Below are 19,278 nucleotides of genomic sequence, written 5' to 3'. Positions count from 1 at the left end.
TTAGTCCCTATGAAAAACAACGGCTGAGATCATTAAATTGCCATGAGCATTTTCACCCGTAACAAATTGCCCTTGCTCACCAAAAGTAAATGGACAGACAAATGGTCTATTTTGCATTGCTATATTTACAAATGATGCAACCTCTTCCATTCGTTCTTGTACTTTAAGCATACAGCCAGCACAATATATAGTTAGCCCGCCAATTGGATTTAATTTTGTGCCATTTGTAGCAGTTATAACTCGTCCCGCTCTTGTTATTAAACGCTCATCTGTACCTGACATAAAATATAAACGTTCACCTTCAATAATTGAGGAAAACATTTTCAAGCCATTATTTTGAGTTACCATTAATGGATGTGCTAATTTAAAATAGGGTAAATCATGTATTGTTCCAACTAAACGACCAAGAGGATTTAAACTACTTTCATTTATAATACTACTATTTTTTTCAAACTTTTGGTTTATCCATTTCTGATAAACGTCAGCTGCAGGTTGATGATCTAATTCTATAAGTTCGCGTCCACAGACTTTTGTTGCAATCGCAGAATGTTCTGTTGCTGCGTAACCCGAGTGAAAAGAAAAACTCACTTCGCAGTTAGGATAAAAAACAGCAATACCTATACCCTTTTGGGTCTGTTGTTCTTGATTAAATATTTGCCATTTACCTTGAACATTATCATCAGCAGCACTACCGCCAATGATAGCAATATTTTTACCAACAACATCCTCAATTCCACGAATGACTTCTTCTTCACATCCTGGTGTTGCATGCAATAATATTAATGTTGGTGACTCGCCAAGGCGTCCACTATTATTGATTGCTTTTAGAATAGCTTGGCGGGCAATATTAAAAATAGAACCATTAGATGAAACAATCGATGTCCCATAAGCGCCAGAAATATCATTGATGGCCCAAAGAGCAATTCCTTGTCCCTTGATATATCCATTTTCTGTCATAAAGCCCTGACAAGAAGAACAGGCAAGAAAACGTGTATCAGGGTAACGTTTTGTTAATACTGATTGTAAAATACCGTAATCGTAATCTTCCGAAAAATATAATAATAATAATGAAGGTGGTGCTATCTTCTCATCTAATATATTGATCGCGTCGACGATCGCATCATGAGAATCACTTAATACTGAAAAACTTGTTGCAATATCCATAGCCATATCTTTTTATATTTTTCCTTATCATAATCATTTTTCTGAATACAATCAGTAAGCAAATCATTTTTAACGGTTATTTATTAATAATTAACCTGTTATTTTCTATCATAGTACAGTTAATAGACTCATGAAGTATTATGTTACTTTCAATTACTCAAAACGTTATCTAAGTACAAATAATGAAAAATGTATTTATGAGGTATTCACTATAAAAATACTATCATAATAGTTATCAAAATGAATATTGAGCATTAACTTATTATTAACGCTCTTACAATAGAATTGCCTATCTATTTGGTAACTGTAAATTTAGACGAATAAATATTATCTTTAATTTTAATATCAATATTCCATGACATTTCATTATGAGTGCATTGAGGCACCATAAATTTACCAAGCCAACCGTTATTTTTCCGCGTAAAGGTAATAGGTAAAATACCCATATTCATAGTAATACCACTCACAAGTGCACTCGGGTTAATATCAACGTTATTTATATCACTATTTTGAATATATAATTCCATTGGAGTATTTGCTTGTGGTTTTTTAGATAACAACGTTACTATTAATTTATTATTATTAAATGAACACGCATTTGTATTTAGATTACAAATATTAGTCTGTGCTTTAGTTGTCATTTTTGATTCATATGTCATGGTTCTCCAAGTAAAAGCACTAATCAGAATAATCATTAAAATAATAATTTGAATTAATCGTCCTCGAGTTAATTTTTGTGCTGCCATATTGTTTTGTTCCCTTTTCATTCTTTTAAAGGAATAGTTAAACTTAAAAATATTCCATATCTAATATTAACTGCTAACCTTATAAGAAGATCTCTTTCTTATTAAATTACATGGGTATAGCAATAAATGATGTTGACTAGTATAACACCACCCACTATTAAAGGTTGTTATCATTGTGGCGAACCTATACCTGAAAAATGTCACTTTAGCGTTGAAATTCTAGGCGAACCACGCAAGTTATGCTGTGCTGGATGTGAAGCTATCGCAAAAATGATTGTTGATCACAAATTAACGACTTATTATGAATATCGTAAACACCCTGCAAAAAAAATCGAATTAATTCCGCAAAATATACAAAAATTATTGCTTTATGATCATCAAGATATACAAGCTGATTTTGTAAGTGAAAATGCACAACATCATAAAGAAATATTACTTTCTATTGATGGCGTTTCCTGTGCTGCATGTGTGTGGTTAATTGAAAAACAGTTATACAAACAGCCTGGTGTTATCACAATTGAAGTAAATATTACAACGCATCGTGCTTTATTAGTATGGGATGCCTCAGTTGTAAAATTAAGTCACTTACTCACGATTCTGCATCAATTAGGCTATAAAGCTGCCCCTTTTGAAATTAATACCCAAGAACAACAGTATCAACAGACAATGCAGCATTATCTTTATAAATTAGGTGTTGCTGGTATTGCTACAATGCAAGTTATGATGCTGGCTATTGCTCTTTATTTTGATGTTTTTGAACAGTCTGATAATAATTTTCAGCATTATTTACGTTGGATAAGTTTATTTGTTGCAACACCGGTATTGTTATATTCTGCACTACCTTTTTACCATAATGCTTGGCGAAATATTAAAATATTAACGTTAGGTATGGATGTTCCTGTCTCTATTGCTTTACTGTCTGCTTATAGTACTAGCTTATATGCAACTATTACTGCTCAGGGAGAAGTATATTTTGAATCAATATCAATGTTTGTTTTTTTCCTTCTTCTTGGGCGATATTTAGAAATGCGTACTCGGCGACATGCTGCTGTAATGAGTGCCAATTTATTAAAACTTGTTCCGGCTATGGCAACTCTCGTTTCTGGTGAACAAGTTGCAGCTAAAACACTAAAAAAAAGTGACATTGTCACTGTTCTTCCTGGTGAATATTTACCTGCTGATGGTGTTATTATTCAAGGTTCAACCACTATAGACGAATCGATGTTAACTGGTGAATCTCTTGCAGTTAAACGAACGAAAAATGATACTGTATTTGCAGGTACTTTAAATGGAAATGGAAATATTACTATTCAAGTAAGCTGCAATAGCAAAGATACATGCATATCAAATATTGTACGCTTACAAGATCATGCTTTATATTCAAAACCTCAAATAGCCTTAATAGCTGATAATATTGCTCGTTATTTTATTGGTGTTATTTTACTTATTGCTTTAGCTACATGGTTACATTGGCATGCTTATCAACCACAAGATGCATTGTGGATCACCGTTGCTGTTTTAGTCGCGACTTGTCCTTGCGCATTATCTCTTGCAACGCCAACCGCACTTACCTGCTCAACGGCAATGCTAAGTCGATTGGGATTATTAGTTCGGCGTGGTCATGTATTAGAAACATTGTGCAAAGTTAATCACGTCATTGTTGATAAAACAGGTACATTAACCGAAGGCAATATTCAGCTAGTTACCACTAAAATATTTGGTCAATATTCTATCTCTGAAGTTCTTACTTATGCTGCAGAACTTGAACGTTATGCTAATCATCCAATAGCAAAATGTTTTATGCCTTACCAGCTTAAAACCCCTCTTTTTGATCACGTTGACAATATTATCGGTGATGGCCTAAGTGGAATGATAAATCATCAACAATGGCGTATTGGCAAATATGACTTTGTTAATAATAATCAAACACCCACCGATCATTTAATAAATATTAAATATCCAAGTGACTATTCTATATGGTTATCATGTGATAACCATATAGTTGCAGCTTTTAAAATTGAGGATCCACTTCGAAAAAAGAGTAAACAATTAATCAATACTTGGAAACAGCAAGGCATAAAAGTCACTATGTTAACAGGTGATAATTCTATTCATGCTCAACGTGTCGCTCAGCAATTAGATATTGATCATTTCTGTGCAAATATGACCCCCATCAATAAATTAGACTTTTTACAAAAGATACCTGCGACTGATATTTCATTAATGATTGGTGATGGTATTAACGATGCCCCCGTTTTAGCTGGAGCTCATCTATCCATTGCTCTCAATAGTGGTACTGATATAGCTAAATTATCTGCTGATGTTGTGCTATTAGGTGATAATTTATTATCTATTATAACAGCTCGCCAATTGGCATTACGTACACGTAATATTATCCGTGAAAATTTAGCGTGGGCATTAGGCTATAATTTAATTATTCTCCCATTAGCGGTTACGGGACTGGTTACTCCCTATATTGCAGTTATAGGCATGTCAGTAAGTTCAATGATTGTTGTATCAAATTCTTTAAGGTTATTAAAATAAATGGCAAGTCTTTACATATTAATACCTATAGCGCTCATCTTTGTTTGCCTTTCCATTGCTATTTTTTTATGGGCTGTGCGTAGTAATCAATTTGAGGATTTAGAGCATCAAGGCCATAATATATTGTTTGATGATGATGTGGAAAAGCCTGAAAACTCATCTCAAAATACAATAAAAGATAATGTTATATCACCGAATTCCGATCATGATCGAACTTAATTTTCTGACGGCATTACTTATTGGTTTAACGGGAGCTGGCCATTGTATTAGCATGTGTGGTGGTATTGCTGCCGCTGTTACAATGGGTATGCCAAATAAACCACAGCATTCTTGGATATATTTAGTTTATTATAATTTGGGAAGAATAACGTCTTACATGATAGCGGGATTGCTTGTTAGTCAGTTTTTTGTTCAGATTACCTCACTGAGTCAATCAAATAATCCATTGATTTTAATGCGGATTTTTGCTTCTTTAATGATGATTATACTGGGGCTATATATTGGAAGATGGTGGTCTGGCCTTACTTATATTGAACATATTGGTCATGTGTTATGGCGTTTTATTTTACCCCTCACTAAATATTTTTTACCGTTAACTTCGCCTTTTAAAGCTATCCCTTTTGGTTTTCTGTGGGGGTGGTTGCCTTGTGGTCTGGTCTATTCAACCCTTACATGGGCCGCCGTTTCTGGAAGTGCTATTGATGGAATGATGATCATGTTTGCTTTTGGTTTAGGGACATTACCCGCTATGTTAGCTATTGGAACTATGGCTGATAAACTAAAAATATTATTAAATAATACTTACTTCAAGCGAATAAATGGCTTTTTGATCATCATTTATGGTATGCATACTGGTTATATTGCAATCAATCAAATATGGTAAGGTTTTTAATACTCGTAATATTGCTTCATAATATGTTAAAATATTGACCTACATCAAATTGGTTAGATAGGCATATGATCTCAGACAAATTTACCACAAAACGTATTCAATCCGGTGGATGTGCTATTCACTGTCAAGATTGCAGTATTAGCCAGCTATGTATTCCATTTACATTGAATGAATCTGAGTTAGACCAACTGGATCAAATCATCGAACGTAAAAAGCCAATCCAGAAAGGTCAAGAGCTATTCAAAGCAGGAGATGAACTGAAATCATTGTATGCTATCCGCTCTGGTACTATTAAAAGTTATACAATTACAGAACAAGGTGATGAGCAGATCACAGCATTTCATTTAGCTGGTGATTTGGTTGGATTTGATGCTATCAATGAAATGCAACATCCTAGTTTTGCGCAATCACTTGAAACATCAATGGTATGTGAAATACCGTTTGAAATTCTTGATGATTTAGCGGGTAAAATGCCTAAACTTCGCCAACAAATCATGCGCCTGATGAGTAGTGAAATCAAAGGCGATCAAGAAATGATTTTATTGTTGTCTAAGAAAAATGCTGAAGAGCGTTTGGCTGCATTTCTTTACAACTTATCACTGCGTTTTTCTCAACGAGGTTTTTCTCCTCGTGAATTCCGATTAACAATGACACGTGGTGATATTGGTAACTACCTTGGCTTAACTGTCGAAACCATCAGTCGTTTATTGGGGCGTTTCCAAAAATCTGAAATGCTAAGCGTTAAAGGTAAATATATTACTATCTTAGATCATGATGAATTAGCAAAGCTTGCTGGTGTAAGTAAGAATAATAATTTATAAATATATAAGATCCTATCTAACCCACTTATAAACAGGTACTTTTTAGTGCCTGTTTTTGTCTCTGCATATAACGTATCTAACCGTTTTTTATCTCATTTTTACATTTTATTACTTAAACTACTCCCCATATGACCTGCTTTAGAGTACAGTAAATAATATGTTAATTTTTTAATCACTTGATTTGAAAGTGTATCTGATAAATACAACGGTGAATGTGTTTTCTTTGTTCTTATTCCTTCAGAAAAGAGATTATGCCGTAGGGAGACATTATTATGCAAAAATATAAAAACATACTTGTTGTCGCTGATCCTGAACAAGACCAACAACCTGCAATATCTCGAGCTGTTCATTTAGCAAAAGTTTGTGATGATGTGAAGATTATTGTCTTCCTTGCTATTTATGATTTTTCGTATGAAATGACATCAATGCTTTCTTCTGATGAACGTGACGCAATGCGTCGTGGTGTCGTTATGCAACGAGAAGAATGGTTAAAAGAAATTATCCAGCCGCATATAGCCCTAGGCATTAATATTGAAATTAAAGTCGTATGGCATAACCGTCCATATGAATCAATTATTGCTGATGTGTTCAGTCAAGATATTGATTTACTTATAAAAGCAACACATGAACATGCGAAATTAGGTTCGGTTATTTTCACACCAACAGACTGGCACTTATTACGAAAATGTCCTGTTCCAGTGTTATTAGTAAAAGGTGAAAACTGGCCTACAAATGGTAACGTTCTTGCCTGTGTGAATTTATCTGCTGAAGATGAAACTCATGAAGACCTTAACGATAAGATTATAAAAGAAGCGATTGCCTTTTCATCAATTACCCATGCAAGTGTGAACTTAGTTAATGCCTACCCTGCAACACCAGTCAATATTACCATTGAACTGCCTGAATTTGATCCTGCGTCATATACTGATGCTGTTCGTGGGCATCATTTAATGACAATGAAAGCTTTACGCCAAAAGTATGCTATTGATGAAGAACAAACCTATGTAGTTGAAGGTTTAGCGGAAGATGTTATTCCTAAAATTGCAGATGAAATTAATGCTGAGCTTGTCATTCTAGGTACAACTGGACGTACAGGCTTGTCTGCCGTCTTTATTGGTAATACAGCAGAAAATACAATTGATAGTTTAAACTGTGACTTACTCGCTTTAAAACCGGATGGTTATATTAGCCCGTTAGCCCCAAATTCTATCGATGAATAACGACCTCATTCTATAATCAATCAAAACGCCTCAGCTGAGGCGTTTGTACTATTCAGTTAGGTTCTGCTTCTTTTTCATTAGCAAGCCATTTAGCAAACTTCGTTAAATACCACTCGTTTTCTTGCTTTGAACAATAAGCACGACTCAGTTTTCTACGCCTTCCATTCAGCAGCTAATGACACTCGAGTTTGATTTGTCGCTCGCTTACCTAGGTAAGTTTCACAAAGTTGGTTATTAGACATTTGCGAGCATAGCTATTAACACTGCTTCCCTGTATGCCCATTTGTTGAGCCTGATGTGAGCTACATCTGGCTATCATCAAGCATAAGCCTATAAAGCAAAAGGGCACCAACCCAAAGATGAGTGAAGTGCCCTTTTTTGCAACTAGCTATTATGAAATTTAAACGTTAGTTACATCAATGAACATACTTTCATCAATATTAGTCGATGATACAGTTGCTTCAGTGAAAGCGTACTCAGCTCTTTCACCTTCACGATCTAACGGCAGATTAACAAAATCAAATAGATTCTTATCTGCTAATTGGCTTGGGCTAATATTTTGAATTGATTTGAAAATCGCATCAACACGACCAGGGGTCTTCTTATCCCAATCAATCAACATCGCTTTAATACTTTGACGTTGTAGGTTCTCTTGTGAGCCACAAAGATTACAAGGAATGATTGGGAACTGTTTATATTCAGCGTATTTGATTAAGTCTTTTTCACGGCAATACGTTAATGGGCGGATCACGACGTTACGACCATCATCAGAACGTAACTTAGGTGGCATTGCTTTTAAGCGTGAACCGTGGAACATATTTAAGAATAATGTTTCAACGATATCATCTAAATGATGGCCTAGTGCAATCTTAGTTGCGCCAATGGTTTCAGCAAAAGAATACAATGTACCACGGCGTAAACGTGAGCATAAACCACAAGTCGTTTTGCCTTCTTCCACTTTTTCCTTAACAACAGAATAAGTATCTTTATCGACAATGTAGTAAGGAATATTTAAGCTTTGAAAATACTCTGGCAAAATATGCTCAGGGAAGCCAGGTTGCTTTTGATCAAGGTTAACCGCAACAACATCAAACTTAATTGGCGCTGCTTTCTGTAAATTAAGCAGAATATCCAGCATCGCAAATGAATCTTTGCCACCACTAATACATGCCATTACAACATCACCTTCTTCGATCATATTGTAATCAATAATGGCGTTACCCATATTGCGGCGAAGACGTTTTTGCAGTTTATTATATTCAAGTGTTTCTTTACGGTTATCTGTCTGATTCATTACTACTTCTCGAACTACCGACAACATCGATAGTAGAATTGCGGGATAAGAATTTATAGGGCATGAATTATACGTATTTTATTGTTGACTGGAAATAGCTATGCACAATAAAAAAGCCCAGTACACAATGACCGGGCTTGTTTCATCAAACAGAATAGGAAATTATTTAAAGAATCCCATTACAAATTTCTTCACTTGATCAATTAAGCGACTAAAGAAACTCCCCTCATCGACGGGTTCTAGTGCTACAAGTGGTTGTGTACCTACTTGTTTATCATTAACTGAGTAAATAATCTCACCAACTTGTTGGCCTTTGGTAATTGGTGCTTCAAGCTCACTATTTAGCTCAACACTTGCAGTTAGTTTTTTAGTGTCATTGCGTGACAACGTCACATAACTTGTTTTATCAACACCTAACTTAACCTGATCTTTATCACCAAACCATACACGCTCAGTAATAATTTCATCACCAGCTTTGTGGGGGGTTACTGTTTCAAAAAAGCGGAAGCCATAGTTTAATAATTGCTTACTTTCGATCTCACGGGTTTTGGTACTCTTTGTACCCATAACAACAGCAATTAAACGCATGTCACCTTCAGTCGCTGAACTGGTTAAACTATAACCTGCGCCGCTAGTATACCCCGTTTTCATACCATCAACGTTCATACTAGGGTCATTTAATAAACCATTACGGTTACGCTGTGTAATATTATTATAAGTAAATGACTTTTCACTGTAGAGCGGATAAATGCTTGGTAAATCACGTATAAGAGCCTGCCCTAATAAGGCAATATCATAAGGCGTGGTATATAAGTCATTATTATCTAAGCCATGAGGGTTAGCAAAGTTAGAGTTATTCATTCCTAACTTTTTCGCCCATGAGTTCATTAGGCTCACAAATGATTGTTCAGAACCTGCGACATGCTCTGCGATTGCAACACTAGCATCATTACCTGATTGAATAATCAAGCCTCGAAATAGATCCATCAAAGGTACTTCGCTACCTACTTCAATAAACATTTTTGATGAATCAGGGAAGTTTCTTGCCCAAGCATTACGGCTAATAACAACAAGATCTTTCTCATTTATATTGCCTTGCTTCATTTCTTGGCCTGCAACATAGCTTGTCATTAATTTCGTCAAGCTCGCTGGGTTCAACTTTTCGTTTGCATCTTTCTCTACTAAGACCTTACCTGTATTGTAATCCATCAATACATAGCCTTTTGCACTTAGTGTAGGCGCATCAGGTACAACTGTCGGCATGGATGCAAACGCTGAAGACGATAAAGAGTAAAGCGCAGTAGCACCAACAAGAGACAAAAACCGAGTAGTTTTTTCCATTTGAGGCAAAATTCCTTTAAAAAACGATAATATCAATCTACATAGCTATTGAAGACTTGCAGATAATGACCTAATAGGTATTTAGATTGGCTGCCAGTATATCGAAAATAGATAATAAAACAGGAATTGGTAACATTGTCTTACCAATTCCTATCACTGATTACATTTATAACGTTAATAGCCTTAAATATAAATCATTACTAGCAATTAATTACTGCTTATTTCAATTTAAAATGAATAACTTCTGCGGCGTTCGCATTTTTATTGATCTATTCGTTGGGTATCTCTATTAAATAATGAAAGGTTAGGTTAAATTTATCCCATTGCTGTTTATCAATTAGGAACAAGTATGAATAATTACAATAAATTAGAACGTCATGCTAAAAAACTATCTCGACTTAGCCACCTTAATGCCATTTGTGGCTGGGATCAGGCTGCAATGATGCCTGATGGTGGTGCACAAGCACGTTCAGAGGCAATGGCTGAGCTAGCGGTTATCTCTCATGAGTTATCCACGGCACCCTACTTAGAAAATTGGTTTGCAGAAGCGGAACAAGAAGATCTTACTACTGAACAACGTGTTAGCCTTGCAGCTCTTAAGCGTCATTGGATGATGCATAATGTTTTACCTGCCGATCTTGTTGAACAGCAATCACTTACAGGTTCTCAATGCGAACATGCTTGGCGTTCACAACGTAAAGAAAATGATTGGGAAGGTTTTAAAGCTAACTTAAAGCCTGTGGTTGAGTTAGCTCGTCAAGAAGCCGTTATTCGCTCACAAGTAACAGGCTTAAGTCGTTATGATGCCCTACTCGATATTTATGAGCCAGGAATGACATCTGCGGTATTAGACGATATCTTTACTGAAGTTAAATCATGGTTACCTCAACTTATTCAACAAGTCGAAGCTAAGCAAATAACTGAAGAAATATTACCACTATCTGCTCCGTTTGCTATTGAGAAACAACAAGCATTGAGCCTTGAAGCGATGGCATTACTGGGATTTGATTTTGATCACGGAAGATTAGATATTAGTACTCATCCATTTTGTGGTGGTGTACCAACAGATGTTCGTATTACTACTCGCTATGATGAAGATGATTTTACCTCAGCATTGATGGGTGTTATTCATGAAACAGGCCATGCACGTTATGAACAAGGCCTACCACAACAATGGCGTGATCTTCCTGTCGGTGAAGCTCGATCAATGGGAATTCATGAATCACAAAGCTTATTTTGTGAAATGCAATTAGCTCGTAGTCCTGCATTTAGTCGATTATTAGCGCCAATGATCCAAAAATCATTTAATTCAGATGATGCGTCATTATCAGCTGAAAACCTTCGGTTGATTAATACTCGAGTTAAGCCTGGGTTTATTCGCGTTGACGCCGATGAAGTGACTTACCCTGCACATGTGATTTTACGTTATGAAATTGAGCGTGATTTAATTGAAGGTAATATTGAAGTTGATGATATCCCAACGATTTGGGATCAAAAAATGACTCAATATTTAGGTATATCAACTCAGGGAAACTTTACTGATGGTTGTATGCAAGATATACATTGGACCGATGGTAGTTTTGGTTATTTCCCAAGTTATACCTTAGGTGCTATGTATGCTGCACAATTTATGGCTACGATTAATAAACAACTAAACGTTGAACAGTTAGTTGCTCAAGGTGATTTAACACCAATATTTGAATGGCTACATAATAATATTTGGAGTAAAGGCTCAACGCTATCAACGGACAAGCTGGTGGAGCAAGCAACGGGTGAAATGCTGAATCCTGAACACTTTAAAAAGCATTTGATGAAACGTTATTTAAATAAATAACCCTTAAACTTTTCGATCTGCGAACAAAAACATGCTATTTATTTTACTTATTTGCAATCTTTAATAAAATAATATCGATTAGATCACAGTTTCATCATCATTGTTTTTTATACTCTTTATTTATAAAGATAACGATTAACATTAAAGGATTTAAGAATGACGTATAAAGCAGCAGATCTCAATTACCGCGGTGAAAATTGTGGCGTACATAACTGGATCACAGATGGCGGCCAATCATTCTACTGGCATCCTGATTGGTTACATATTGCTGAAGACGAAACAGGTCTCTACAAAAAGCAAGAAATCGAAGTTGAAAAAGGTGGCGAAATTACTAAAGGTCACGCTGTTCATGCGATCTTAAAGCGTTTAAATGAAATGCTTAGCAATGATCATGATTAAATAATAAACCTGAAATTATCAATCTTGTTTTTTATTAAAAAAGCCACTATTAACGAGATTCAATCGATGATAGTGGCTTTTTTTTAATAATTAATGATGAAAATTAGGCATATCGGTTTGCCGTGTTCTCAGCAACTTTTACGATCACTTTGACTGCTAACTCCATTCCTTCAACAGTGATAAACTCATGAATACCATGAAAATTATAACCACCGGTGAAAATATTAGGGCAAGGTAAACCCATAAATGATAATCGAGCCCCATCAGTACCACCACGAATAGGCTTAATATTTGGTTTTACATCACAATCAAGCATCGCTTGCTGAGCGATATCAATAATATGTGGGAACGGCTCAACCATTTCACGCATATTATAATAGGAATCAGTTAAAATTAGTTCGACTCGACCCTGTGTTAACTGACTATTAAGCTCATTCACTTTTTGCTGCATGAATGCCTTTCGTTTCTCTTGACCATCACGATCAAAATCACGAATAATGTAGCCCAATTCAGTACGAGCAACTGATGCTTCCATTGATTTAAGGTGATAAAAACCTTGGTAACCGTCAGTACATTCAGGTGTTTCATCTGCAGGCATCATCAATTGAAATTGTGCAGCAATATTCATGGAATTAACCATTTTATTTTTAGCAGTACCTGGATGAACATTTACACCATGGCAAATAACATCTGCCGAGGTTGCATTGAAGTTTTCATACTCCAACTCACCAATTGGACCACCATCAATCGTATAAGCCCACTTCGCACCAAACTTTTCAACATCAAATAAATTTGCACCACGACCGATCTCTTCATCAGGCGTAAAACCAATACAAATATCGCCATGCTTGATTGTTGGATTAGCGATAAGATATGCTACTGCTGTCATTATTTCAGCAACACCCGCCTTATTATCAGCACCAAGCAAAGTTGTTCCGTCTGTTGTAATAATATTGTGACCATGTAACTTATTAAGGTCGGGATATTGGAATGGTGATAACACTTCATCCCCTATTCCTAATGCAATATCACCGCCACGGTAGCTTTCAACAAGTTGTGGTCGAACATTTTTTCCTGATGCATCAGGTGCAGTATCCATATGAGCAATAAAGCCAATTGCAGGAATATCACCATCTACGTTCGCAGGTAATCGTGCTGTAAGGTATCCATTACTATCAAGCGTAATATCAGTTAGTCCTAAATCAATCATCTCTGATTGAAGAGCCTCTGCGAACACGCGTTGCCCCACCGTACTCGGACAAGAAGAAATTGCACCGTTAGATTGAGTATCAAAGCTCACATATCGTAAAAAACGTTCTATTAACTTATTCATAAAGTTACCTTTCTTTCTCTTGTTCTGACAATTTAAACTGCCACTATTTATTATTAATAATATTATGATCTTATCAATAATAAATGACATTGAGATACATCATCATTAAGACTTATTTTTTACTTATGAAGTAATAAGCAAGGGTATTAAATGGAGAAATTAAAGTTGACGGTATAAGAGTTTGTTGTAAACATATAAAGTTATAGTGCGTTAGGTTTTATGGTTAAAAAAAAGACTCTTATTTAAAAGAGCCTTTTTTATATATGATCATAAAATTAAGCATTGAACGTATCGTTATCAATCGATTCACTGCTATTAACATCAGATTTTGATTCGGGTTTATGATTAGGTACAGATGTAACCTGCAATGTAACTCCAAACATATTCCGATAAATAATCGCTTTAACATTAAAGAAAAACGGTAATGTCCAAAGCAATCCAATTCCAGCAGTTACAATCGAGATAAAAAAGAAAATCATTATGACTAAATAAATAGCCGTCATCGGCATAACTTTTCGAATCGTCGCCATAAATGAATATTGAATCGCTTTAATTGGCGTTACTCGCTTCTCACACACAAGTAGAATAGCCAGACTTAAAGCCATTGTTAAGAACAACCCAACTAACGGGAAAATACTGCTACCAATCCCCTGAATTGATGAAATTAATAACATTGTAATAATCGATACTACTGTAAATGAAAAACCCTTCACAATTTGACTTGGTTTTGTTGGTAGCCCAACAGCGTGATTAAGCGCCATTAAACTTACGCCAACATACAAAGGAGCAATTAAAACATCAGACCAAAAGTTAGCCATAAAGCCAGCTTTTAAAATATCTGCAGTAAACCCCTTTCCTGTAATAAAGGCCTCAAAAAACACACTAGGGCTACCTAACTGTACTTTTAAGCTTAATAACAACAATGCGATCTGTGCAATAAACAAACAAATAACAGCAGGAAGAAATTGAGTAAAATTCTTTGCTGTTATCTTAAACGCTTCTTGAAGAACAGCTATGGGTTGTAACTCAACATCACCAACCATTGCTTTTTCAATTGAACCGCCAACGTGAAAACTTTTTTTAGTTGTCTCTTTCATACTCATATCATCATTATTCAGGTTTCTGTATTGTACGTTACTCATCATTGTACAAAAACACTATTCACGTAAAAATTTATTTCAAAACAAATTTACAGCATGAAAAACAAACAATAAATAACAACTAAGACGATAACTACCGCTTTTTCCCATTTACAATCATTGCTATCCTCTATTATTGAACATAAGTAATAAGTTTTTGAGCTCAAAAATAAAATATTTCAATTATGACTTTAATCGTAATTTATTTTTTCAGTATTATTTGTAATCGAGACCATATTGCTATGAATCAACGTGCTATCATTAAAGAAAGTAGTAGTTAATCTATAAATTTAGTGAGAAAACGCTTTAAATTGAAAGACTACAGGTCTATTATGCGCCCCTAATTTTAGCCAAAATATTGGGGCTTAACCAATCAGTCCCAAGGTGGAGATAACGTAGAATTGAACGTTGCAAAAACATCTAAGAAACCTGTAATTCAGCTGAAGGGTCTTAGCAAAAGCTTTGACGGTAAGCAAATCATTACAGGTTTGGACCTAGACGTAAACGATGGTGAGTTTTTAACCATTTTAGGTCCATCAGGCTGTGGAAAAACCACAGTACTTCGTCTAATTGCTGGTTTTGAGACTGCTGATAATGGGCAAGTCACAATTGATGGCAAAGATGTTACTGACATTCCAGCTGAACAACGTCTCGTTAATACGGTGTTTCAGAGTTATGCACTGTTCCCTCATATGACAGTGTTTGAGAACGTCGCGTTTGGTTTACGCATGCAAAAAGTGCCATCGAGTGATATTGAACCTCGAGTTATGGAAGCATTGCGTATGGTGCAACTTGATAAATTTGCCCCTCGTAAACCACATCAATTGTCCGGTGGCCAGCAACAACGTGTTGCTATTGCCCGTGCAGTTGTTAACAAACCCAAAGTTCTTTTGCTTGATGAATCACTTTCTGCGCTTGATTACAAATTACGTAAACAAATGCAGCTTGAACTAAAACAACTTCAGCGGAAACTTGGTATTACTTTTATTTTCGTAACTCACGATCAAGAAGAAGCTTTATCTATGTCTGACCGTATCATCGTTATGCGCGATGGTTATGTTGAACAAGATGGTAGCCCTCGTGAAATTTACGAAGAACCGACGAATCTCTTTGTTGCCCACTTTATCGGCGAAATCAATGTATTTGATGCTATCGTTAAAGAACGCTTAGACAGCAAGCGTATTATGGCTGATGTAGAAGGTCGTCACTCTTTAATTCACTGTGAACTTGATGTTGCTATCGGCGACAAAGTGAAAGTGCTATTACGCCCTGAAGATATTCGTATTGAAGAAATTCATAACGGTGATAACGCCACGGGTATTTTAGGTAAAGTTAAAGAGCGTACTTATAAAGGTATGACACTTGATTCTGTGGTACAGCTAGATTCAGGGAAATCGGTAATGGTTAGTGAATTCTTCAATGAAGATGATCCTGACGTAGACCACTCTCTTGATCAAAAAGTTGCCATTACTTGGGTTGAAAGTTGGGAAGTGGTGCTAGCAGATGAGCAAGAAGTTTAATCTCCAAAACATCATCATAACGATTGTTGTAAGTTGGTTGCTACTGTTTGTATTTGTACCCAACCTTATGATTATTGGCACGAGTTTTTTAACCCGTGATGATGCAAACTTGATCAAAATGGTGTTCACACTAGATAACTATGAACGTCTTTTTGATCCAATGTATGCAAAAGTGCTTTTGCATTCATTTAATATGGCGATTACAGCAACCCTTTTATGTTTGCTGATTGGCTACCCTTTTGCGTATGCTATTGCCAAGATGCCTGAAAAATGGCGTCCATTTATGTTATTTATGGTGATTGTGCCTTTTTGGACTAACTCGCTAATCCGTACATATGGCTTAAAGCTAATGCTCGGAACGCGTGGAATTCTAAATAATGCATTAATGTACTTAGACATAATTGATAAGCCCATTCGTATTATGTATACCGAATATGCAGTAATGATTGGGTTAGTCTATATTCTATTGCCGTTTATGGTATTACCTTTGTATTCTGCGATTGAAAAGCTTGATAATAACTATATTGAAGCAGCTCGCGATTTGGGTGCGAATAAAACTCAAACTTTTATAAAGGTTATTTTCCCACTAACAATGCCTGGCATTATTGCTGGTTGCTTATTGGTATTGCTACCAGCATTAGGTATGTTCTATGTATCCGATTTGCTTGGCGGCGCGAAAAACTTATTAATTGGTAATGTAATTAAGAGCCAAGTTCTCAACGCTCGTGACTGGCCATTTGGATCAGCAACCAGTATTGCACTAACGTTAGCAATGGCGATTATGCTATATGCCTACTACCGAGCAGGAAAATTACTGAACAAAAAAGTGGAGCTTGAATAATGGGTCGTTTCTTTAAATTCAGCTTCATGTCAGTAATATATGCATTCCTATATGCTCCTATTATTATTCTGATCGTTAACTCATTTAATGCCAGTAAGTTTGGTTTAAAATGGGGGGGATTCACCACCAAATGGTATGAAGATCTAATTAATAATGACAGTTTGATGCAAGCTGCTGGTCACTCAATTACGATTGCCGTAATTTCAGCAACCGCAGCATCATTGATTGGCAGTTTAACGGCAGTTGCCCTATTCCGTTATAACTTTAAGGGTAAGAAGTTTGTATCAGGAATGCTATTTTTAGTAATGATGTCCCCTGATATTGTAATGGCAATTTCATTACTGGCTTTATTCCTATTAATTGGTGCTAACCTTGGTTTCTTAACGTTATTGTTGTCACATATTACTTTTTGTTTACCGTTTGTTGTAGTCACTGTTTATAGTCGCTTAAAAGGCTTTGATGTTAAAATGCTTGAGGCTGCACGAGATTTAGGTGCAAGTGAATGGGTAATTTTAAAACAAATCATTCTGCCACTGGCTAAACCTGCTGTTGCTGCTGGTTGGTTACTAAGCTTTACATTATCACTTGATGACGTAATTGTGAGCTCATTTGTTACTGGTCCAAGTTATGAAATTTTACCTTTAAAGATTTACTCTATGGTTAAAGTAGGTGTTTCTCCAGAGGTTAATGCATTAGCAACTATTATGTTAATCATTTCATTATTCCTTGTGATTTGTTCACAATTACTTGCAAGAGAAAAGAAATAGCATCATTGCTTTTAGCAAAATTAAATGGCTAACTTTTTAAGTTAGCCATTTTTTTAGCTTGTATTTTATCCTTTACTTTAACTTTTAATTCATTGAGATATGATTTTGTATAACAATATTATATAAAAGTTAACCCTCTGTTATAAATCAATACCATGAATATAAATATCTTATAGAACTGTTCATATTTGTGATGGCGGTATGATTTTATCTGCTATACTAGCCACGTATACCAATTCATATTTGTTTAAAAAGTATGCTCTTTTAAGGCGTCTTTTAAATAATACAAAATTAGGAGAAGCGGTTAAAGCCGCTAGAGAACATTCTCGATATCCTGTTTAGTTAGGAGCTAACAACAATGAAAAAATGGTCTTTAATGATGGCCGGTGCGGTTTGCGCAGTGTCAATGTATTCAAACATTGCCACAGCTGCAGATTCAGATAGTAATAAATTATACTTTTACAACTGGTCTGAATACATTCCAAGTGATGTATTAGAACAGTTCACAAAAGAAACCGGTATTAAAGTAATTTATTCGACCTATGAGTCGAATGAGACCATGTACGCTAAGTTAAAAACTTATGATAAAGGCTACGATTTGATCGTTCCTTCTACTTACTATGTTTCTAAAATGAGTAAGGAAGGAATGCTTAAAAAAATCGACAAATCAAAAATCCCTAATTTTGCCGGTATTGGTAAAAACTATTTAAATAAGCCTTTTGATCCTAACAATAATTACTCTATCCCTTATATTTGGGGTGCAACAGGTATCGGCGTTAATACTGACGTAATTGATAAATCAAAAATCACTAGCTGGGCTGATTTATGGGATCCTAAATGGCAGGGTCAACTAATGATGATGGATGATGCACGTGAAGTGTTCCAAATCGCATTACGTAAATTAGGCTATTCTGGTAATACGCAAGATCCTAAGCAGATTAAAGCGGCTTACGAAGAGCTTAAAAAATTAATGCCTAATGTATTAGTATTTAACTCTGACTTCCCTGCTAACCCTTACATGGCTGGTGAAACATCACTGGGTATGCTATGGAATGGTTCTGCATACATGGCACGAAAAGAAGGTGCTCCAATTGATATCGTATGGCCAAAAGAAGGTGCAATCTTCTGGATGGACAACTTAGCGATTCCAATTAATGCTAAGCACGTTGATAACGCATACAAAATGATCAACTTCTTACTTCGTCCTGACATTGCAGCAAAAATTGCACTACAAATTGGTTACCCTACACCAGTTGAAGCAGCGAAGAAGCTATTGCCAGCAAGTTTTGTAAACGATCCAAGCATCTACCCACCACAATCAGTGATGGATGCAGGTGAATGGCAGAACAGCGTTGGTCCTATGACTGAAGTTTACGAAGAGTACTTCCAAAAACTAAAAGCTGGCGAATAATTACGACAGCTA

General features: G+C 35.7%; 17 protein-coding genes. 11 read left to right on the top strand and 6 right to left on the bottom strand.

Annotated elements, in window-relative coordinates; genetic code table 11:
• Together OC457_RS07060 and OC457_RS07055 are read right to left on the bottom strand one after the other, a co-directional pair.
• Positions 1-1,164, bottom strand: a complete 1,164-nt coding sequence (locus OC457_RS07060) for an FIST signal transduction protein (RefSeq protein WP_080175236.1) — start codon at positions 1,162-1,164, stop codon at positions 1-3.
• Between the two features lie 293 nt (positions 1,165-1,457).
• Positions 1,458-1,910, bottom strand: coding sequence for a hypothetical protein (locus tag OC457_RS07055; RefSeq protein ID WP_080175174.1), 453 nt, complete (start codon positions 1,908-1,910; stop codon positions 1,458-1,460).
• Positions 1,911-2,036: 126 nt separating this feature from the next.
• Between OC457_RS07055 and OC457_RS07050 the strand changes: the two genes are divergently transcribed.
• From OC457_RS07050 to uspE, 5 genes are all read left to right on the top strand, one after another.
• A complete protein-coding gene (locus OC457_RS07050) occupies positions 2,037-4,454 on the top strand; it encodes a heavy metal translocating P-type ATPase (protein ID WP_235866951.1) in 2,418 nt (805 codons plus the stop codon).
• A complete protein-coding gene (gene ccoS, locus OC457_RS07045; protein WP_080175176.1) occupies positions 4,455-4,673 on the top strand; it encodes a cbb3-type cytochrome oxidase assembly protein CcoS in 219 nt (72 codons plus the stop codon).
• Positions 4,660-5,337, top strand: coding sequence for a sulfite exporter TauE/SafE family protein (locus OC457_RS07040; protein ID WP_080175177.1), 678 nt, complete (start codon positions 4,660-4,662; stop codon positions 5,335-5,337). Before ccoS ends, OC457_RS07040 begins: the two co-directional genes overlap by 14 nt.
• A gap of 74 nt (positions 5,338-5,411) precedes the next feature.
• Positions 5,412-6,167, top strand: a complete 756-nt coding sequence (locus OC457_RS07035) for an FNR family transcription factor (protein WP_080157434.1) — start codon at positions 5,412-5,414, stop codon at positions 6,165-6,167.
• Between the two features lie 272 nt (positions 6,168-6,439).
• Positions 6,440-7,387, top strand: a complete 948-nt coding sequence (gene uspE, locus OC457_RS07030; RefSeq protein WP_080175178.1) for a universal stress protein UspE — start codon at positions 6,440-6,442, stop codon at positions 7,385-7,387.
• A gap of 400 nt (positions 7,388-7,787) precedes the next feature.
• Here uspE and ttcA read toward each other — a convergent pair whose 3' ends face one another.
• Both ttcA and OC457_RS07020 read right to left on the bottom strand, forming a co-directional pair.
• Entirely contained in the window at positions 7,788-8,681 is an 894-nt protein-coding gene (gene ttcA, locus OC457_RS07025; RefSeq protein ID WP_080175179.1) for a tRNA 2-thiocytidine(32) synthetase TtcA, read from the bottom strand.
• A gap of 162 nt (positions 8,682-8,843) precedes the next feature.
• Complete coding sequence (locus OC457_RS07020; protein ID WP_080175180.1) at positions 8,844-10,022, bottom strand: D-alanyl-D-alanine carboxypeptidase family protein; 1,179 nt, start codon at positions 10,020-10,022, stop codon at positions 8,844-8,846.
• Positions 10,023-10,371: 349 nt separating this feature from the next.
• On the opposite strand from OC457_RS07020, the gene OC457_RS07015 reads away from it, so the two are divergent.
• Both OC457_RS07015 and OC457_RS07010 read left to right on the top strand, forming a co-directional pair.
• On the top strand, positions 10,372-11,856 hold the full coding sequence (locus tag OC457_RS07015; protein ID WP_080175181.1) for a carboxypeptidase M32: 1,485 nt from the start codon (positions 10,372-10,374) through the stop codon (positions 11,854-11,856).
• Positions 11,857-12,012: 156 nt separating this feature from the next.
• Positions 12,013-12,255 (top strand): hypothetical protein, encoded by a 243-nt coding sequence (locus tag OC457_RS07010; protein ID WP_080175182.1) that lies wholly within the window; start codon positions 12,013-12,015, stop codon positions 12,253-12,255.
• Positions 12,256-12,358: 103 nt separating this feature from the next.
• Here the strand turns inward: OC457_RS07010 and pepT are convergent, their stop codons facing one another.
• A complete protein-coding gene (pepT, locus tag OC457_RS07005) occupies positions 12,359-13,588 on the bottom strand; it encodes a peptidase T (RefSeq protein ID WP_080175183.1) in 1,230 nt (409 codons plus the stop codon).
• 275 nt (positions 13,589-13,863) lie between these two features.
• Positions 13,864-14,685, bottom strand: a complete 822-nt coding sequence (locus OC457_RS07000) for a hypothetical protein (protein ID WP_080175184.1) — start codon at positions 14,683-14,685, stop codon at positions 13,864-13,866.
• Positions 14,686-15,128: 443 nt separating this feature from the next.
• Here OC457_RS07000 and potA point away from each other — a divergent pair, with 443 nt between their 5' ends.
• From potA to OC457_RS06980, 4 genes are all read left to right on the top strand, one after another.
• A complete protein-coding gene (gene potA / locus OC457_RS06995; RefSeq protein WP_080175185.1) occupies positions 15,129-16,247 on the top strand; it encodes a spermidine/putrescine ABC transporter ATP-binding protein PotA in 1,119 nt (372 codons plus the stop codon).
• Positions 16,231-17,088: a spermidine/putrescine ABC transporter permease PotB gene (gene potB / locus OC457_RS06990; RefSeq protein WP_080175186.1), complete on the top strand. Its 858-nt coding sequence runs from the start codon at positions 16,231-16,233 to the stop codon at positions 17,086-17,088. The genes potA and potB overlap by 17 nt, the downstream gene beginning before the upstream one ends.
• On the top strand, positions 17,088-17,855 hold the full coding sequence (gene potC, locus OC457_RS06985; RefSeq protein ID WP_080175187.1) for a spermidine/putrescine ABC transporter permease PotC: 768 nt from the start codon (positions 17,088-17,090) through the stop codon (positions 17,853-17,855). Before potB ends, potC begins: the two co-directional genes overlap by 1 nt.
• Before the next feature lie 358 nt (positions 17,856-18,213).
• Complete coding sequence (locus OC457_RS06980; RefSeq protein ID WP_080175188.1) at positions 18,214-19,266, top strand: extracellular solute-binding protein; 1,053 nt, start codon at positions 18,214-18,216, stop codon at positions 19,264-19,266.
• Positions 19,267-19,278 lie beyond the last annotated feature (12 nt).

The organism is Photobacterium toruni (genome assembly GCF_024529955.1).
GTDB classification, from domain to species: domain Bacteria; phylum Pseudomonadota; class Gammaproteobacteria; order Enterobacterales; family Vibrionaceae; genus Photobacterium; species Photobacterium toruni.
Note: the sequence above shows the minus strand (reverse complement) of the source record. Positions and strands in the feature narration are given on the sequence as shown.

Coding starts and splice junctions, on each gene's coding strand:
- OC457_RS07060 (WP_080175236.1), bottom strand. CDS start 1,164: ATGGATATTGCAACAAGTTTTTCAGTATTAAGTGATTCTCATGATGCG.
- OC457_RS07055 (WP_080175174.1), bottom strand. CDS start 1,910: ATGGCAGCACAAAAATTAACTCGAGGACGATTAATTCAAATTATTATT.
- OC457_RS07050 (WP_235866951.1), top strand. CDS start 2,037: ATGATGTTGACTAGTATAACACCACCCACTATTAAAGGTTGTTATCAT.
- ccoS (WP_080175176.1), top strand. CDS start 4,455: ATGGCAAGTCTTTACATATTAATACCTATAGCGCTCATCTTTGTTTGC.
- OC457_RS07040 (WP_080175177.1), top strand. CDS start 4,660: ATGATCGAACTTAATTTTCTGACGGCATTACTTATTGGTTTAACGGGA.
- OC457_RS07035 (WP_080157434.1), top strand. CDS start 5,412: ATGATCTCAGACAAATTTACCACAAAACGTATTCAATCCGGTGGATGT.
- uspE (WP_080175178.1), top strand. CDS start 6,440: ATGCAAAAATATAAAAACATACTTGTTGTCGCTGATCCTGAACAAGAC.
- ttcA (WP_080175179.1), bottom strand. CDS start 8,681: ATGAATCAGACAGATAACCGTAAAGAAACACTTGAATATAATAAACTG.
- OC457_RS07020 (WP_080175180.1), bottom strand. CDS start 10,022: ATGGAAAAAACTACTCGGTTTTTGTCTCTTGTTGGTGCTACTGCGCTT.
- OC457_RS07015 (WP_080175181.1), top strand. CDS start 10,372: ATGAATAATTACAATAAATTAGAACGTCATGCTAAAAAACTATCTCGA.
- OC457_RS07010 (WP_080175182.1), top strand. CDS start 12,013: ATGACGTATAAAGCAGCAGATCTCAATTACCGCGGTGAAAATTGTGGC.
- pepT (WP_080175183.1), bottom strand. CDS start 13,588: ATGAATAAGTTAATAGAACGTTTTTTACGATATGTGAGCTTTGATACT.
- OC457_RS07000 (WP_080175184.1), bottom strand. CDS start 14,685: ATGAAAGAGACAACTAAAAAAAGTTTTCACGTTGGCGGTTCAATTGAA.
- potB (WP_080175186.1), top strand. CDS start 16,231: ATGAGCAAGAAGTTTAATCTCCAAAACATCATCATAACGATTGTTGTA.
- potC (WP_080175187.1), top strand. CDS start 17,088: ATGGGTCGTTTCTTTAAATTCAGCTTCATGTCAGTAATATATGCATTC.
- OC457_RS06980 (WP_080175188.1), top strand. CDS start 18,214: ATGAAAAAATGGTCTTTAATGATGGCCGGTGCGGTTTGCGCAGTGTCA.